Raw genomic sequence first — 18047 nt, 5'->3', positions numbered from 1 at the left:
TCTGCTTGTGAGCCTGTCGGGTCACTCCCGGCTAAAGCCAGCCTAAACTGCAGTTCCCGGCTAAAGCCGGTCCTACGCCAGCCACAAAAAGGCCGTTGCGCTCACACGCAACGGCCTTTTCCTTACTCAACTATCACGCCACAAACTGTTCCGCGTAATGGCAGGCAACCTGGCGGTTGTCGACCCAGCGCAGCTCCGGCACTTCGACGGCGCAGCGTTCGGTCGCGTAGGGGCAGCGCTTGTGGAACGCGCAGCCGGACGGCGGGTTCAGCGGGTTAGGCAATTCGCCGACGATTTTGATCTTCGGCTTCGACGGGTCCGGGTGGATCGTCGGAGTCGCAGACAGCAGCGCCTGGGTGTACGGGTGCAGAGGACGGTTGTAGATCTCTTCCTTGGGACCCATTTCGGCCGGGCGACCGAGGTACATCACCAACACCGTGTCGGCGACGTGACGCACCACCGCCAGGTTGTGGGAGATGAACACGTAACCAGTGTTGAACTCTTGCTGCAGGTCCATGAACAGGTTCAGCACCTGGGCCTGAATCGACACGTCGAGCGCGGAAGTCGGTTCGTCCGCCACCAGCACTTTGGGCTGCAGCATCATCGCCCGGGCCAGCGCGATACGTTGACGCTGACCGCCGGAGAACATGTGCGGGTAGCGCTGATAGTGCTCGGGACGCAGACCGACCTGAGCCATCATCGCCTGCACTTTCTCTCGGCGTTCGGCGGCGGAAAGGCTGGTGTTGATCAGCAGCGGCTCACCCAGTTGATCACCGACTTTCTGCCGCGGATTGAGCGATGCGTACGGGCTCTGGAACACCATCTGCACGTCTTTGCGCAGCTGCTTGCGTTGCGCCTTGGTCGCGCCGGTGACTTCCTGGCCGGCGATCTTCAACGATCCCGAAGAAGGCTCTTCGATCAGCGTCAGCGCGCGGGCGAGGGTGGACTTGCCGCAGCCGGACTCACCGACCACCGCCAGGGTCTTGCCGGCTTCGAGTTCGAACGACACGCCGTTGAGCGCGCGCACGGTTGCATGGGGCTTGAACAGCCCACGGGACACATCGTAGTGACGAGTAAGGTCACGAGCGGTCAGTACGATTTCGCTCATCACGCCACCTCCTGATTCAGCGGAAAGAAGCAACGCGCCAGGCTATGGGCTTTCGGGTCGAGGCCCGGGCGCTGCTGGCGGCATTTATCCTGGACGTACGGGCAGCGCGGCGAGAGCAGGCAACCACTTGGACGGTCATAGCGACCCGGCACGATACCCGGCAGCGTCGACAGGCGCGCGGCGCCCATGCTGTGTTCGGGGATCGCTGCCAGCAATGCTTCGCTGTACGGGTGCGCCGGGATGTCGAACAGTTGGGGGACCTGACCCACTTCCACCGCCTGCCCGGCATACATCACGCAGACCCGCTGAGCGGTTTCAGCCACCACCGCAAGGTCGTGGGTGATCAGCACCAGCGCCATGTCCTGCTCTTTTTGCAGGGCCAGAAGCAGGTCCATGATCTGCGCCTGAATGGTCACGTCCAGCGCGGTGGTCGGTTCGTCGGCGATCAGCAGTTTCGGCTCGCCGGCGATGGCCATGGCGATTGCAACGCGCTGGCTCATGCCCCCGAGAGTTGATGCGGGTAGGCGTCCAGACGCTGTGCAGCGCCCGGGATTTCAACCTTCTGCAGCAATTCCAGTGCGCGCTGATGGGCAGCACGCCCCGACAGACCCAAGTGCTGCTTGAGCACTTCCTTGATCTGGAAGCCTACGGTGTAGCTCGGGTTCAGCGCGGTCATCGGGTCCTGAAAGACCATCGACATGTCTTTGCCGACGATCTTGCGACGCTGGCGTGCATTGAGCGTGAGCATGTCCTTGCCGTCGAAGACCAGAGCGTCGGCGGTGACGATGCCGGGGTGCTCGATCAGGCCCATGAGCGCCATCATGGTCACGGATTTACCCGAGCCCGATTCGCCCACGATGGCCAGCACTTCGCCCTTGTCGACGGCCAGGTCCAGGCCATCGACGACCGGGGTGGCCGTGGCGTCGCCAAAGCGCACGTTGAGGTTCTTGATGTTTAAAAGAGACATTCGGACGTCCTCAGGCGGCGTTCTTGAGTTTCGGGTCCAGCGCATCGCGCAGACCGTCGCCCATCAGGTTGATTGCCAGCACGCTGAGCAAAATGGTCAGACCCGGGAGGCTCACCACCCACCAGGCGCGTTCGATGTAGTCGCGGGCCGAAGCGAGCATGGTGCCCCACTCAGGCGTCGGCGGTTGTACACCCAGACCGAGGAAGCCCAGCGCCGCAGCGTCGAGGATCGCCGAGGAGAAACTCAGAGTCGCCTGAACAATCAGCGGCGCCATGCAGTTCGGCAGGACGGTGATGAACATCAGGCGCGGCAGCGTTGCGCCGGCCAGACGCGCGGCGGTCACGTAGTCACGGTTCAGTTCGCCCATGACCGCAGCACGGGTCAGACGAACGTACGACGGCAGCGAAACGATGGCGATGGCGATGACGGTGTTGATCAGGCCAGGGCCGAGGATCGCGACGATGGCCACAGCCAGCAGCAGCGATGGCAGTGCCAGCATGATGTCCATCAGACGCATGATGGTCGGACCCAGGATCTTCGGAAAGAAACCGGCCAGCAGACCCATGAGGATCCCCGGAATCAGCGACATCACCACCGACGACAGACCGATGAGCAGCGACAGGCGCGAACCCTGGATCAGACGCGAAAGCAGGTCGCGGCCCAGTTCATCGGTGCCCAAGAGAAACTGCCATTGCCCGCCTTCAAGCCAGACCGGCGGGGTCAGCAGGAAATCACGGTATTGCTCGCTCGGGTCATGGGGGCAACCCACGGCGCGAACAGGGCGCAGAACACGATCACCAGCATGAACAAGAGGCCCGCGACGGCGCCTTTGTTCTTGGCGAAGTGCAGCCAGAACTCTTTGTAAACGGACGGGTAGAGCAGGCTTTGATCGACTGCTACTACGGGAGTAGGTGTGCTCATAAAAGGGATCTCAGCGCTGATGACGAATGCGTGGGTTGGCAAAGCCGTAGAGGATGTCCACCACGAAGTTGACCAGAATCACCAGGCAGGCGATTAGCAGGATGCCGTTTTGCACGACAGGGTAGTCACGGGCGCCGATGGCTTCGATCAGCCACTTGCCGATGCCCGGCCAGGAGAAGATCGTTTCGGTCAGAACCGCACCGGCCAGCAGCGTGCCCACTTGCAGACCGAAAACCGTCAGCACCGGGATCAGCGCGTTGCGCAGGCCGTGAACGAATACCACGCGAGCCGGCGAAAGGCCCTTGGCGCGCGCCGTGCGCACGTAGTCTTCACGCAGGACTTCGAGCATCGAGGAGCGGGTCATCCGGGCGATGACCGCCAGCGGGATAGTACCCAGCACGATGGCCGGCAGAATCAGATGACGCAGGGCGTCCATGAACGAACCTTCTTCATCGCTGAGCAAGGTGTCGATCAGCATGAAGCCGGTTTTCGGAGGAATGTCGTAGAGCAGGTCGATACGTCCCGATACCGGGGTCCAGCCCAGGGATACCGAGAAGAACATGATCAGGATCAGGCCCCACCAGAAGATCGGCATCGAGTACCCCGCCAGGGAGATACCCATGACCCCATGGTCGAACAGGGACCCTCGCTTCAGTGCCGCAATCACACCGGCGAGCAGCCCGAGGATGCCTGCGAAGATCAGCGCCGCAATCGACAGTTCCAGTGTTGCCGGGAACAGCGAAGTGAATTCGGACCACACGCTCGTGCGCGTACGCAGCGATTCGCCCAGGTCGCCATGGGCGAGCTTGCCGACGTAATCGATGTATTGCGCATAAAGGGGTTTGTTCAGGCCAAGACGTTCCATGGCTTGGGCGTGCATTTCCGGATCGACCCGGCGTTCACCCATCATGACTTCGACAGGGTCGCCCGGAATCAGGCGAATCAAGGCGAAGGTCAGCAAGGTGATGCCGAAGAAGGTGGGTATGAGCAACCCCACTCGGCGAGCGATAAAACTAAACATCTTCTCGTGTACCTCATCAGGTACCGGCGAGTCTCTGGGTAGCAGAGCCCGCCGGATTCTTCTTCTACTTCGCTTGGGTGGTAGCGAAGTTATTAGTGGTGAGAGGGCTGATGTGGTAACCCTCCACGTTGTTGCGCATTGCAGTGAACATCTTGGTGTGCGCCATGCTGATCCATGGCAGGTCCTGATTGAAGATCACCTGAGCTTGCTCGTAGAGCGCAGCGCGTTCGGCCGGGTCGGTTTTTTCCCGAGCCTGATCGATCAACGTCTGGAACTTCTGATTACACCAGCGCGCGTAGTTTTCGCCGTTTTTGGCGGCCTCGCAACTGAGGTTCGGGGTCAGGAAGTTATCAGGGTCGCCATTGTCACCTGCCCAGCCGGCCGACACCATGTCGTGTTCGCCGTTTTTGGCACGTTTGAGCATTTCGCCCCATTCCATGACGCGTATATCTAACTTAATGCCGACTTTGGCCAGGTCGGCCTGCATCATTTGTGCGCCGAGCATTGGGTTCGGGTTGGTCGGACCGCCGCCGTTGCGCGTGAACAGGGTCAGTACCGTGCCTTCAGGGACACCCGCTTCCTTGAGCAAGGCGCGGGCCTTGTCCAGGTCGTGGGCAGGGTTTTTCAGGTCTTTGTTGTAACCCAGCAGCGTGTCCGGATACGGATTCACGGCGACGGTGGCGTTGCCTTTGCCGAACAGCGCGTTGACGTAGGCTTCTTTATCAAATGCGATTTCGATGGCCTTACGCACCCGCACGTCGCTCATGTATTTGTGCGTGGTGTTCATGGCGATGTACGCGGTGGTCATCGCGTTCAGCTCATCAACCTTGAGGTTGGTGTCTTTCTTGATGCTCGGGATGTCGTCCGGCTTCGGATACAGGGCGATCTGGCACTCGTTGGCCTTGAGCTTCTGCAGGCGCACATTGTTGTCGGTGGCGATGGCGAAGATCAGGGTGTCAGCCGGCGGCTTGCCACGGAAGTAATCCGGGTTGGCCTTGAAGCGAACCTGAGCGTCCTTGGCGTAGCGCTGGAAGACGAACGGACCGGTGCCGATGGGCTGGCTGTTGAGGTTGTCGGTCTTGTTGGCCTTGAGCAACTGATCGGCGTACTCCGCCGAGTACACCGAAGCGAATGCCATGGCGACGTCAGCCAGGAACGGCGCTTCGCGGCGGGTCAGGGTGAACTTGACGGTGCTGTCGTCCACTTTCTCGACGTTCTTCAGCAGCTCTTTGAAACCCATGCTTTCGAAGTACGGGTAACCGACCATCGACTGTTTGTGCCAAGGGTGGTTGGGGTCCAGTTGACGCTGGAAGCTCCACACCACGTCATCGGCGTTCATGTCGCGGGTCGGTTTGAAGTATTCGGTGGTGTGAAACTTGACGCCCTTGCGCAGATGGAACGTGTAGGTCAGGCCGTCATCGCTGATCTCCCACGTGTCAGCCAGCGCGGGAACAATCTCGGTGGTGCCCGGCTTGAAATCCACCAGACGGTTGTAAATGGTTTCCGCCGACGCATCGGCGGTCACGGCGGTGGTGTAGAGCGCCGTGTCGAAACCTTCCGGACTGGCTTCGGTGCAGACCACCAGAGGCTTGGCCGATACGCCGACCGCAACGCTGAATACCGCCAGTGCGATCGCGCTGCGCAATGTTGCGAGTTTGAATGTCGATTTCAAGTAACGCACTCCGCAAGTGATGAAGCCATTAGTGAGTCGGTATCGGGCCCCGAAGTTCGGTATAAACCGCACCGTGAGGCCCGATCGATCATGCTGATTACATAATGTTGAATGGAATCGTGGTCACCAGACGGAACTCGTTGATGCTGCCGTCAGCCTGATTGGCGCTCGCGCGGTGAGTGGTGTAGGTCGCACGCATGGTCGAAGCCTTGAGCGGGCCGGACTGCAGGGTGTACGACGAGCCAACACCGTATTCGTAGTGAGTTTCGCCGTCCATTCGCGAGACGTCATAGGCGGTGCCTTTGTAATGGGTACCGTCGATGTCGAAACCGCGCGCCTGATAGATGTTGAACTTCAGGCCTGGCACACCGTAGTCGGCCATGTTCAGCAGGTAGCTCAGCTGAACCGACTTCTCGTTCGGGCCGTTGAAGTCCGAGAGCAGGGAGTTGGCCAGGAAGATGGCGTTGGTGTCGTGGACGTAGTCGAAGTAGGTGTCGCCTTCGACTTCCTGGTACGCGACGCTGAAGCTGTGCGCCTTGTGAGTGGCGGTCAACGACAGGCTGTAGGTGTCGTTGTCGATCTCGCCCATCTTCTTCTGACCGGAATCCTTGGTCTTGTAGTAGTTCAGGTTGGTGCTCAGGCCCAGTACATCAGGGTCACCCAGTTCGTGGGTGAAGGCGAAGTAGTACTGATGCCAGAAGTCTTCGACATTGGAGGCATAGAAGCTGGTGGTCAGGCTCTTGAACGGCTTGTAATCCACGCCCGCCATGTCAACGCGGTCGGCGGTGGCGGTGTTGTTGGTGTACTCGGAGCGGAACTTGGTCAGGCTCTGCTCGGTACGTGGCGACACGCGGTCGAAGCTGCCGGCCTGGATCGAGATGTTGTTGAACTCTTCGCTCAGGATGCTCACACCTTCGAAGCTCGAAGGAAGTGCGCGGTTGCCGATGTAGGCCAGCACCGGGGTGTTCATCGACTGGCGGCCGGCGGTCAGGGTCGTATTGGAAACGCGCGCCTTGATGTTGGCCAGGCCCATCTTGCTCCACTGCCCGACAGGGTCGCCGTTGTTCTCGGTCAGCGTACGGTTGGCGCCGCCCATCAGGTCGTCTTTGTCACGGTCCAGCGCAACGGCGTTGTAGACCGCCATCTGCGTGGCAAAACCGACAGTGCCCTGGGTAAAGCCCGAGCTGTAGTCAACGATGGTGCCCTGAACCCAGTTGATCCGGCGCGGGTCGCTGTCGACCACAACGCCGTTCTCTTTGCGGGTGAACTCGCCGCCACGGCGCAACAGTTCGTTGGCGTACCAGTTCTTAGTCGAACCGGTCAGCTTCGAGTCTTCCAGAAAGCCCTTGGCTTCGCCCTGGAGGTTGCTGGTGGCCAGTGTGGTCGGAACGAACTCCTGACTGGTCGGCTCTGCCTGGGCCGCGACGCTGATGGCGAGTACGGATAAGGCGAATACAGCGGTGCTGGCTTTTTTCACGTTTTGAAGCTCCCGATTGCTGCTTTTTTAGAGGCGGGCTTTTTATGGTGTAGCCCGCTCGATGGTGCGGCCCTATGGGCCAGTTTCTTGCCTATCCGGCTAAATGCGGATAAAGCAATGCCAAAGGGCGTGGTTGCGCCCCAGGCAAGTTTTGAATTATTCGGCGATGCTGACGCCCGAGAAGTTGTTGCGGTTGAACGGGCTCACCAGGAAACCTTGCACTTCCTTACGCAGCGGCTGGATCACCGTCGAGTGGGCAATCGGCGTAATGGGTACCTGTTCTTTCAGGTAATGCTGAGCCTGTTTGTACAGCTTGATGCGCTCGTCTTTGTTGGTATTCGAAACGGCGGCCTTGACCAGTGCGTCATATTTTTCGTCGCACCACATCGAGTAGTTATTGCCCCCGATGGAGGCGCAGCTGTAGAGCGTGCCCATCCAGTTGTCCGGGTCGCCGTTGTCACCGGTCCAGCCGATCAGCGAAATGTCATGCTCGCCGTTCTTGCTGCGCTTGAGGTATTCGCCCCACTCGTAACTGACGATGGTTGCCTTGATGCCCACCTTCGCCCAGTCGGCCTGAAGCATCTGGGCCATTAGCTTCGCGTTGGGGTTGTAGGGGCGCTGGACCGGCATGGCCCACAGGGTCAGTTCAGTGCCTTCCTTGACGCCGGCGGCGCGCAGCAGCTCGCGGGCTTTTTCCGGGTTGTAGGGCGCGTCCTTGACCGTGTCGTCGTAAGACCACTGGGTCGGTGGCATGGAGTTCTGGGCCAGTTGCCCGGCGCCCTGGTACACCGCCTCGATGATCGCTTTCTTATCCACCGCCATGTCCAGCGCCTGACGAACCTGCAAGTTGTCCAGCGGGGCGTGGCGCACGTTATAGGTGACGTAACCGAGGTTGAAGCCGGGCTTTTTGATGACCTGCAGGTCCTTGTCCGCCTCAAGCGACGCGACATCAGCCGGACGCGGATTAAGCGTCACCTGGCACTCGTCTTTTTTGAGTTTTTGAATACGCACCGAAGCATCTGTATTGATGGCGAAGATCAACTGATCAATCTTGACCCGACTCGGGTCCCAGAACTGTTTGTTTTTCACATAGCGAATCTGAGAATCTTTTTGATAGCGCTGAAATACAAAAGGACCCGTGCCAATAGGCGCCTGGTTAATATCGCGTACATCGCCCGACGCCATCAATTTTTCGGCATATTCGGCGGACAGAATTGCCGCGAAGTTCATGGAAACGTTCTGGATGAACGCCGCATCAACTTTGTTGAGTGTGAATACGACGGTCATCGGGTCGGTCTTTTCCACCGACTTGATGTTCTTGTCCAGGCCCATGCTGGTGAAGAACGGAAACTCCGTCGGATACGCCACGCGGAACGGATGGTCCTTGTGCAGCATGCGATTGAAGGTGAACAGCACGTCGTCGGCGTTGAAATCGCGCGTGGGCGTGAAGATCTTGTTGCTGTGGAACTTGACGCCTTCACGCAGATGGAACGTGTAGGTCAGGTTGTCAGGGGAAATATCCCAGCTTGTCGCGAGAGCAGGGACCACGGTGGTCTCACCGCGTGCGAACTCGGCGAGACGGTTGTAGATCGGCTCGGCGGCATCGTTGTCGGTGCCCGAGGTGTACTGACCGATATCAAACCCGGCCGGGCTGCCTTCCGAGCAGAAGACCAGGCTTTTGCTGGCAGCCTGAGCGACAGGCGTCATCACCAGAAGGCCGGCGGCAATGAGTGATGGCATAACGATATTCGTACGCATGATATTCCTTATCGTGAGAGGCGCATTTACTGCGAATACCTGCGCGATCCATTGCAATCGTTTGCGCAAATGGAGAGTCAACGCCTGGAAAAAAATCCCACTGTTCAAGATAAACAACGGACCGTATGTGCGGCTTGTCAGACGGTATGTCTCCGGCGCCGCACAGTCCATAGTTACGCATGCTTCAAAGTTTGTAGGAAAAGTGCTTATCGTTGGTAGGCAATAACTGTAATCCAGTCGCTACTCATCTAACGATAGTCAATTTCATTTAACGATCGAGCACATGACAACGCGATCGCGTCGCCCTGGGGCAACGCGACCGGGTGGTCATTTAAAGATATTACTTGCCGCTGACGCTGACGCCGTAGAACGAGTTCAGACCGAACGGGCTGATCTTGAAGTCCTGAACTTCCTTGCGCATTGGCTGATAAACAGTCGAGTGAGCAATTGGGGTCATAGGGACCGCGTCTTTGAGCAGGTGTTGAGCCTGCTTGTACAGCTCGGTGCGTTTGGCCTGATCAGTGGTTTCCTTGGCCTGGTGGATCAAGGTATCGAACGGCTTGTCACACCATTTGGCGAAGTTGTTGCCGTTGAGGGCATCACAGCCAAACAGGGTACCCAGCCAGTTGTCCGGGTCACCGTTGTCGCCGCTCCAGCCAATCAGCATTGCGCCGTTTTCGCCGGCCTTGGCGCGCTTGATGTACTCGCCCCACTCATAGGAAACAATCTTGGCGTTGATGCCGATCTTCTTCCAGTCGTTCTGGAGCATCTCGGCCATCAGCTTGGCGTTCGGGTTGTAAGGACGCTGAACCGGCATCGCCCACAGGGTGATTTCGGTGCCTTCCTTCACGCCCGCCTGCTTGAGCAGGTCCTTGGCCTTGGCGATATCGAACGGTGCATCTTTGATGGTGGTGTCGTAGGACCACTGGGTCGGCGGCATGGCGTTGGTCGCCAGTTGGCCCGCGCCTTGATACACGGCATCGATGATGGATTTCTTGTTGACTGCCATGTCCAGCGCTTGACGCACTTTGAGGTCAGCCAGCGGGTTCGGCTTGTCTTCGCCTTTGATCTGGGGCATCACGTTGTAGGCGATGTAACCCAGGTTGAAGCCGGCCTGGTCAGGCATCTTCAACGCAGGGTCGGCTTTCAGCGGAGCGAGGTCAGCCGGACGCGGGTAAGCGGTGATCTGGCATTCGCCTTTCTTCAACTTCTGCGCACGAACCGAGGCGTCAGTGGTGATGGCGAAAATCAGGTTGTCGACTTTGACGTCTTCAGGCTTCCAGTAGTCCTTGTTCCCGGTGAAGCGGATGTTGGAGTCTTTCTGGTAGCTCTTGAACACGAACGGGCCAGTGCCGATCGGCTTCTGGTTGATGTCTTCCGGCTTGCCTTCTTTCAGCAGCTGGGCTGCGTATTCAGCGGACTGAATGGACGCGAAGCTCATCGCCAGGTTCTGGATGAACGCAGCATCGACGGTGCCGAGGGTCATTCTGACGGTGTGATCGTCGACCTTCTCGATCTTGGTGATGTTGGTGTCCATCGCCATGTCGGTGAAGTACGGGAATTCGGTCGGGTACGCCTTACGGAACGGGTCGTCCTTGTTGATCATGCGGTTGAACGTGAACAGCACGTCATCGGCATTGAAGGTACGCGTCGGCTTGAAGTACGGCGTGGTGTGGAATTTCACACCTTCACGCAGGTGGAAGGTGTAGGTCAGGCCATCCGGGGCAACGTCCCAGCTGGTGGCCAGGCCTGGAATGACAGCGGTGCCGCCACGTTCGAACTGGCTCAAACGGTTGAAAACGGTCTCGGCCGAAGCATCGAAGTCGGTACCGGTGGTGTATTGACCTGGATCGAAACCAGCAGGGCTGCCTTCGGAGCAGAACACCAGATTCGATGCTGCATGGGCGAAGGGAGCGCTGGCGATCAAACCTGCGCCGAGAAGAAACGGAATGACCGCTTTTTTGAGCATGGTGGCCTCAGTTGTTGTCATTTTTTGATTGAGGGTACGGCCTTTTGAGCCGGTCCCACGGATACTTATGCAGGCGCCATACCCAAAGCAAGATGTTGGCGCCAGCAAGGTGTCAAACAGTGGCACGAACGTACACGAATGTCGCATAAGTGTAATTTCTGACGCTGTTGAACGTTTGCGTGTCGCATATCGATATCTTTGTAGCACCAAAAGGGTGCATCGCAACGTGACGATTGCACCCGCTTCGGTCATCGAGTGTTACTTCTCTGTTGGTTTCAGCGAGTTACTTGGCCAGGCTTACGCCGTAGAAAGGCGTCAGGCCAAACGGGCTGAGTTTGAAGTCCTGAACCTCTTTACGCATCGGCTGAAAGACCTTGGAATTAGCGATCGGGGTGATTGGCACGTCGTTCTTCAGAATGTTCTGCGCTTGCTGGTACAGCTTGACGCGCTTATCGCGGTCGCTGGTCAGCTTGGCCTGGGTGACCAGCTTGTCGTAGCTGGGGTTGCACCACTTCGCGTAGTTGCTGCCTTTCACCGCGCCACAGCTGTACAGCACGCCGAGCCAGTTGTCGGGGTCACCATTGTCACCGGTCCAGCCGTAGATCATCACGTCGTGCTCACCAGCCTTGGCGCGCTTGATGTACTCGCCCCATTCATAGCTGACGATGTTGGCCTTGATACCAATCTTCGCCCAGTCCGACTGGATCATCTGCGCCGACATGCGTGCGTTGGGGTTGGACGCACGCTGTACGGTCATCGCCCACAGGTTGATCTGCGTGCCTGGCGCAACGCCGGCCTCCTTGAGCAGCTGCTTGGCTTTTGCCGGATCGTGGGGCGCGTCCTTGATGTTCGGATCAAAGCTCCATTGCGCAGGTGGCAGAGCGTTCTGTGCCAGCTGCCCGGCGCCCTGGTAGACCGCCTTGATGATGGCCGGCTTGTCGATGGCCATGTCCAGCGCCTGACGCACCTTCAGTTGATCCAGCGGCGGATGGGTCACGTTATACGCAAGAAAGCCCAGGTTGAAACCGGCCTGGCTCAACACCTTGAGGTTCGGGTCTTTCTGCGCTTCTTCGATGTCCTGTGGACGCGGATACCCACTGATCTGGCACTCGCCGGTCTTCAGCTTCTGCAGACGGGTGGCGGCGTCGGTGTTGATCGAGAAGATCAGGTTATCGAGCTTCACGTCCTCCGGCTTCCAGTATTCCTTGTTGCCGACGTAACGGATCTGCGCGTCTTTCTGATAACGCTTGAACACAAACGGCCCTGTACCGATCGGCTTCAGGTTGATGTCGCCTGCCTTGCCTTGCTTGATCAATTGGGCCGCGTATTCAGCCGACTGAATCGAGGCGAAGCTCATCGCCAGGTTCTGGATGAACGCCGCGTCGATGTTATTCAGCTGGAAGCGGACGGTTTGGTCGTCGACCTTTTCGACCTGCTTGATGGTGGTGTTCATCCCCATGTCGGTGAAGTACGGCGACTCCGACGGGTACGCCTTTCGGAACGGGTCGTCCGGGTTCAGCAGGCGATTGAAAGTGAACAGCACGTCATCGGCGTTGAAGTCGCGGGTCGGTGTGAAATAGTCCGTGGTATGGAATTTCACGCCAGGCCGCAAGTGAAAGGTATAGGTCAAGCCGTCTTCGGACACGTCCCATTTCGTTGCCAGGCCCGGCTCGACATCGGTGCCGCCGCGCTTGAACTGGGTCAGGCGGTTGAAGACTGTTTCCGCTGACGCATCGAACTCGGTGCCGCTGGTGTACTGACTGGGATCGAAGCCGGCAGGGCTGGCTTCCGAGCAATAGACAAGGGTGCTGGCCGCCTGCACCGAGGGAACGCACAGCGCCATTGCGGCTGCCAGGAGCAGGGGTTTGAAGGTGGTGTCCATGTGAACCTCATTAAGTGCGGCACTCATGCCTGAATTCATCGACGGGATGATAGACCGCCAAGAATGCCGCACGGCTCACTCGGGCAACAAGCCAGGTAAATTCATAAGCTTATTACTTAATGAAGTTCTGCAACTCCTTCCACCAGGTGGTGCCGGAAACCACTTTCATGAATCCCTGCTCCAGAATGCCCTGCAAGCCCGAGGCCTGTGAGGTTTTGCTGTTGAACACGTAGTCCAGATAGCTCTGGCTGTCTTTGATGAGTGTGTTCTGGATGGCGCGAAGTTCGTCGATTGCCGCTTGCTGGGTCTTGTCCAGCTCGCTCTTCGATTCACTGCGTGCCACTTCCGCCGGATTGCTGGCCGCCCATGCGTTGACGATCGGGTACTGCCATTCGCTGTCGGCAGGATGGCAGAAGAATGCCGACGCGACGGCGACCGGATCTGCCTCAGGTTTGCCAGCCCAGTAATCGACCATGGACTGGGCAACTTTGCGCACGGCTTCGGTAGCGAGCAGCGCGGCCAAATCGTGGAGCGGGTGCTCGGCGTGGTCCTTGGAGAGTTGCGAATGGCTCGGCTCCAGCGTCGGATCGGTGTTCGGGTCACTGCCCAGCAGAGTCTGCGCATCGTCGACGCTGTTGCCGATCCAGGTCAGCACACCTTGTGCCGCGCTGTTGTACGCGTTCAGCAAAATGCCCGCCGGGGTGTTGATCAGCCAGCGATAGAACTTCAGGGTGTCTACGCCCATTTTTTTAGCGAGCGTCACCAGGCCGTCCCTGGCCGTCAGCAGCGCGTTGAATGCGTTGAAATAATCCTGATCAGGGTGTTCGCTCAGCAACACCAGCATCACTTTATCTCTGTCCGAACGATAACCCGGCTGAGTGAGCTCGAACTCAAGCTCCTGGGTGGAAAAGAGGATTTTGCCCAGCGGTCCCGCCAGACTGGCGATGACGTCGGTGGCCCCGAATGTGCCCGTGACCAGAGGCAGGTTCCATTTGACGTGAACAGGCGTTGTCCAGGGTAGAACCCTGACATGGCCGGCCTTGATCAGGCTCAGTTCTGCGAAGTTTGAATGGGCGAACAGGTCTTCGAGCACATGCAGCGCGGCGCCGAAGCTGCGCAGTCCGTCGAGGGAACGGCCCTGTTCCATGGCCAGGCGCAGCTCCTGCTCCATGTAGCCCACCGCGTTGCCGATGTAGCGTTTCATTGACGTGGCCAAGTCCGCGCCAAGGGACGGATCACCGGATAGCACCCAGGCTTCGAAGTCCGGGTCACGCACTTTCGGGTCCGGGAACGGCGGATTGGTCACCAGCGGATTGTCGATGTGCTCCGTCGGCCGGTAAACACCCAGTGTTGTGGGCGTGACCTTCATTTCGTTCGGATAGCGCATCCGCAGGTCGAAAAATTTCTTGGCTGCCAGCACGTCGACCAGATTCGTCCAGCCCTCGCGGGACAGTGTCGCCGGGAATTCTTTTGGCATGTCGGGTGCACGGGTGATCTTGGGATCAACGACCTGGGAGTAATCCCGTAGCCAGTTGCCGAAATAAACGGCGTCGATTTCCGTTCGGCTGAATTTGAAATCCTGCAGTACCCATTCAATCGTCTGGTGGGTGCTGCCTTTCGCCTCGGCGTTGCCGGCTTCGAAGGCTTCGCGGTCGGAATTGCTGTGGGAAGGCTCGATGCGCAGATCGGTCGAGGCCAGATAGTCGCGAATGGCTTCGCAAGCGTTCTTCCAGGACATCTCATACTCACGATCGCTGGAAGCCACTTCGGAATACGTGGCGAAGCTCAGGTCGTCTCGTGACGGGGAGGCTGCTTCGGTCAACCACAAGGTGAACAGATGGCCTTCCTCGAATGGGGCATCGTTCGCCAATGGCGCGTTTTCATCAGCCAGTTCATGGCGCAGGACGTTGTCGATGTGGTGGCCGAATTCGTGGAGCAGTGCGGTGAGCAACCACCAGTAGTGCTGCGGATGGGCGGTCGTACGCGCGAAGAATGACCAATCGACACGGATGACCCGCTCGCGGTTGTCATAGTCGGCTTCGAAGCCCAGCTCCCAGGAGAGAAGCACGGCAGGGTTTTGCACCTCACCCGCCAGCAGTTTGTCCCGCAGCTTCGTATAGAGGTGAGGCGGAATGTCGTTACCGAAGACGTTGCCCATCTCGATTGAAAAAGATTCTGGCGCGAGCGTTTCGGCCACGTGGGTCAGTAGATCCAGCGCGAATGTACTGCGCAACGTGCGGGTAGACACGTCGACAGGAGTAACGGTTTGAGCTTGAAAAGGCATGATCGGATTCTTCCTTGAATCATTGGCTGCGCACGGCTGTGCCCTCTGGAGCAGGCGGCCTTGAGTGCGCGTCAGGTGTGTTTTGCTGCGGACAATTCTATTTATTTCGGGCAGCGTGAAAATCGGCCGAATCGCCCCGGGACGTAGGAGATAGGAGCTGCGCTGATGGGGAAGCGGCCACGGGATAGCCGGAATAACGCGGGGGCGGGAGAGGGAAAAGGCAGCAGCCCTTGGCTGCCGCCGGGTGCATCAAGGGATAGCGACTTCGATCACGCCATCTGCTGCCACACTGACCTGGCTGGTGCCGGCCTCGACATCAGGCGTTGGCGCGGCGTCGGCACGCGCGGCCTTCATCATCATGACTGGCGCGCGCAGATACGGCTGCGGAAAACCGGAGGTGTTCAGGTTCAGGTTGACCAGCTTGTAGCCGGTACCGCCCAGTGCGTCGGTCACCAATTTCGCGCGAGCACGGAATGCTGTCACAGCGTCCTTGAGCAACGCGTCTTCGCTGGTCTTGCGTGCGGGGTTGGAAATGGAGAAGTCCATGCCGCCCATTTTCATGTCGCCACCCAGCAGGTCGCCGGTCAACTTGGAGAGGGCGGCAAAGTCGGCGCTTTCCAGGCGCAGTTCGGCGTGTTCACGCCAGCCGGTGATCTTCTGGCCTTTGTCGTCGTAGATCGGGTAGCTGTTGCGGCTGCCCTGACGAATGTTGATGTCCTTGACCTGACGCGCTTCGCCCAGGGCCTTGTTCAGGGTTTCAGTGACGCCGGCCGCCAGCTTGGCCGGGTCGGTGTTCTGCGATTCGGTGTAGAGGGTGACGGTCATCAGGTCGCGCTGCACTTCCTGGCTGACTTCGGCGCGGACCGAAACCTGGTTGTAGTGAACGTCGTCGGCGAGGGCAGGGGTGCTGGCCAGCGCGAGTGCGCCGAGGGTGAACAATGTGGCAGTGGGGCGAAGGCTGAACATAAAAACTCCTTGTTTGGCGAACCGTCCCGAGGGATGTGGCAAGTCCTCGGCGGACGGATGCCCATGAGACTGTGAACCCGGAGGCTTGTTCCTGCGCCATTGGGCGGAGGTCAAATGGATGTGGCGGTTTGACGCACTTTGACGGCAACTGTTGTCGCATTGGTTATACTCGCTCCGATTCGCCTGGAGCGCTCATCAGGAGAGCTCATGCTCGCCCCCTTGCAACTGCTTTCTGCCACCCGTCAGAACCTCTGGCGCCTGACGTTCATCCGCATTCTGGTGCTGGGTGCACAGGCGGGCTCAGTGGGGTTCGCCTATCTGTTCGATTTGCTGCCGCTGCCCTGGCTGCAGCTGGACATCACCCTGGGTTTCTCGGCGATCGTCTGCCTGCTGACGGCCATCCGTTTGCGCACCTCGTGGCCGGTGACCGAGCTCGAATACGCCGTGCAACTGGCATTCGACCTGTTTATCCACAGTGCGCTGCTGTACTTTTCCGGCGGCTCGACCAACCCGTTCGTTTCTTATTACCTGGTGCCGCTGACCATCGCCGCCGTGACGCTGCCGTGGCGTTATTCGCTGATCCTGTCGGGTATTGCGCTGGCGTTGTACACCCTGATGCTGGCCAAGTTCTTCCCGCTGGATGCCTTCGTGGCCCGCGAGAACATGCAGATCTACGGCATGTGGCTGAGTTTCGCGCTGGCGGCCGGGGTGATCACTTTCTTTGCCGCGCGCATGGCTGAAGAACTGCGCCGTCAGGAACACATGCGTGCCTTGCGCCGCGAAGAGGGCGCGCGCGATCAGCAATTACTCGCGGTGGCCACCGAAGCTGCCGGCGCCGCCCATGAACTTGGCACGCCGCTGGCGACCATGAGCGTGTTGCTCAAGGAAATGCAGCAGGACCATAAAGACCCTGCGCTGCAGGACGACCTTTCGGTGCTGCAGGATCAGGTCAAGCTGTGCAAAGAGACGTTGCAGCAACTGGTTCGCGCCGCCGAAGCGAATCGCCGGCTGTCGGTGCAGGAACAAACCGTTACGCACTGGCTCGATCAGGCGCTTAATCGCTGGCACCTGATGCGCCCGGAAGCCACTTACCGCTTTCAACGGCTGGGGCAGGGTGACGTGCCGATGCTGGCGCCGCCGCCGGACCTGACCCAGGCGCTGCTGAACCTGCTCAACAATGCTGCCGATGCCTGCGCCGAAGGGCTTGAGGTGAATCTGGACTGGACCGTGACTGAAATCCGCATCAGCATCCGCGATCATGGAGCCGGGGTCCCGCTGGCCATCGCCGAGCAGATCGGTAAACCGTTTTTTACCACCAAGGGCAAAGGCTTCGGCCTTGGCCTGTTCTTGAGTAAGGCCAGCGTGACCCGCGCGGGCGGCTCGGTGAAACTCTATCCTCACGAGGAAGGCGGCACGCTGACCGAGCTGCGCCTGCCCCGTGACGCACGAGGAGATGAAGCATGACTGACGAAATCCAGGTTGAAGGCGAAGAACTGCCGCACCTGCTGCTGGTGGACGATGACGCCACTTTCACCCGCGTGATGGCGCGGGCTATGGCGCGCCGCGGTTTTCGCGTGAGCACCGCCGGCTCCGCCGATGAGGGCCTGGCCCTCGCGCAGCAGGACATTCCGGACTACGCCGCGGTCGACCTGAAAATGGAAGGCGATTCGGGGCTGGTGCTGTTGCCCAAGCTGCTGGAACTGGACCCGGAAATGCGCGTGCTGATCCTGACCGGTTATTCGAGCATCGCCACGGCCGTCGAGGCGATCAAGCGCGGCGCCTGCAACTACCTGTGCAAGCCCGCCGATGCCGATGACGTGCTGGCAGCGCTGCTGTCCGAACACGCCGACCTGGACACGCTGGTGCCGGAAAACCCGATGTCCGTCGACCGCTTGCAGTGGGAGCACATTCAGCGCGTGTTGACCGAACACGAGGGCAATATTTCCGCAACGGCGCGTGCGCTGGGCATGCATCGACGTACCTTGCAGCGCAAGTTGCAGAAGCGCCCGGTCCGTCGCTAAG

The 18047-nt window shown here is 59.3% G+C and carries 11 protein-coding genes and 2 pseudogenes; 2 read left to right on the top strand and 11 right to left on the bottom strand.

The annotated features are described in order from the left end of the window. Positions 1-133: 133 nt before the first annotated feature. The 11 genes and pseudogenes from JN403_RS25025 to JN403_RS24975 all read right to left on the bottom strand — a co-directional run bounded on the left by JN403_RS25025 (position 134) and on the right by JN403_RS24975 (position 16025). Positions 134-1108 (bottom strand): peptide ABC transporter ATP-binding protein, encoded by a 975-nt coding sequence (locus JN403_RS25025; RefSeq protein ID WP_122534948.1) that lies wholly within the window; start codon positions 1106-1108, stop codon positions 134-136. Beyond that, positions 1108-2075: pseudogene (locus JN403_RS25020) on the bottom strand (oligopeptide/dipeptide ABC transporter ATP-binding protein). The gene JN403_RS25025 and the pseudogene JN403_RS25020 overlap by 1 nt, the downstream one beginning before the upstream one ends. Before the next feature lie 10 nt (positions 2076-2085). Next, positions 2086-2996, bottom strand: a pseudogene (locus tag JN403_RS25015) (ABC transporter permease subunit). A 10-nt stretch (positions 2997-3006) separates the two neighbouring features. Beyond that, positions 3007-4017, bottom strand: coding sequence for an ABC transporter permease subunit (locus JN403_RS25010; RefSeq protein ID WP_065990182.1), 1011 nt, complete (start codon positions 4015-4017; stop codon positions 3007-3009). A 64-nt stretch (positions 4018-4081) separates the two neighbouring features. Next, the gene (locus tag JN403_RS25005; RefSeq protein WP_205484714.1) at positions 4082-5689 is read right to left on the bottom strand and encodes an ABC transporter substrate-binding protein; all 1608 of its coding nucleotides are present in this window, start codon (positions 5687-5689) and stop codon (positions 4082-4084) included. 97 nt (positions 5690-5786) lie between these two features. Next, on the bottom strand, positions 5787-7166 hold the full coding sequence (locus JN403_RS25000) for an OprD family porin (RefSeq protein WP_122623265.1): 1380 nt from the start codon (positions 7164-7166) through the stop codon (positions 5787-5789). A 156-nt stretch (positions 7167-7322) separates the two neighbouring features. Beyond that, positions 7323-8924 carry an ABC transporter substrate-binding protein gene (locus JN403_RS24995; RefSeq protein WP_205484713.1) on the bottom strand — a complete coding sequence of 534 codons (1602 nt, stop codon included), beginning with the start codon at positions 8922-8924 and terminating at the stop codon, positions 7323-7325. A gap of 340 nt (positions 8925-9264) precedes the next feature. Next, entirely contained in the window at positions 9265-10893 is a 1629-nt protein-coding gene (locus JN403_RS24990; protein ID WP_205484712.1) for an ABC transporter substrate-binding protein, read from the bottom strand. 283 nt (positions 10894-11176) lie between these two features. Then, positions 11177-12775, bottom strand: a complete 1599-nt coding sequence (locus JN403_RS24985; RefSeq protein WP_122534954.1) for an ABC transporter substrate-binding protein — start codon at positions 12773-12775, stop codon at positions 11177-11179. A gap of 112 nt (positions 12776-12887) precedes the next feature. Next, positions 12888-15059 (bottom strand): HET-C-related protein, encoded by a 2172-nt coding sequence (locus JN403_RS24980; protein ID WP_205484711.1) that lies wholly within the window; start codon positions 15057-15059, stop codon positions 12888-12890. Positions 15060-15308: 249 nt separating this feature from the next. Continuing rightward, positions 15309-16025 carry an SIMPL domain-containing protein gene (locus JN403_RS24975; RefSeq protein ID WP_122534956.1) on the bottom strand — a complete coding sequence of 239 codons (717 nt, stop codon included), beginning with the start codon at positions 16023-16025 and terminating at the stop codon, positions 15309-15311. A gap of 207 nt (positions 16026-16232) precedes the next feature. On the opposite strand from JN403_RS24975, the gene JN403_RS24970 reads away from it, so the two are divergent. Together JN403_RS24970 and JN403_RS24965 are read left to right on the top strand one after the other, a co-directional pair. Further along, entirely contained in the window at positions 16233-17489 is a 1257-nt protein-coding gene (locus tag JN403_RS24970) for an ATP-binding protein (protein WP_122534957.1), read from the top strand. After that, complete coding sequence (locus tag JN403_RS24965; RefSeq protein ID WP_065990162.1) at positions 17486-18046, top strand: response regulator transcription factor; 561 nt, start codon at positions 17486-17488, stop codon at positions 18044-18046. The genes JN403_RS24970 and JN403_RS24965 overlap by 4 nt, the downstream gene beginning before the upstream one ends. Position 18047 lies beyond the last annotated feature (1 nt).

Origin of the sequence: Pseudomonas sp. 15A4 (assembly GCF_016925575.1) — a bacterium.
In the GTDB taxonomy this organism is placed as follows: Bacteria; Pseudomonadota; Gammaproteobacteria; order Pseudomonadales; family Pseudomonadaceae; genus Aquipseudomonas.
Note: the sequence above shows the minus strand (reverse complement) of the source record. Positions and strands in the feature narration are given on the sequence as shown.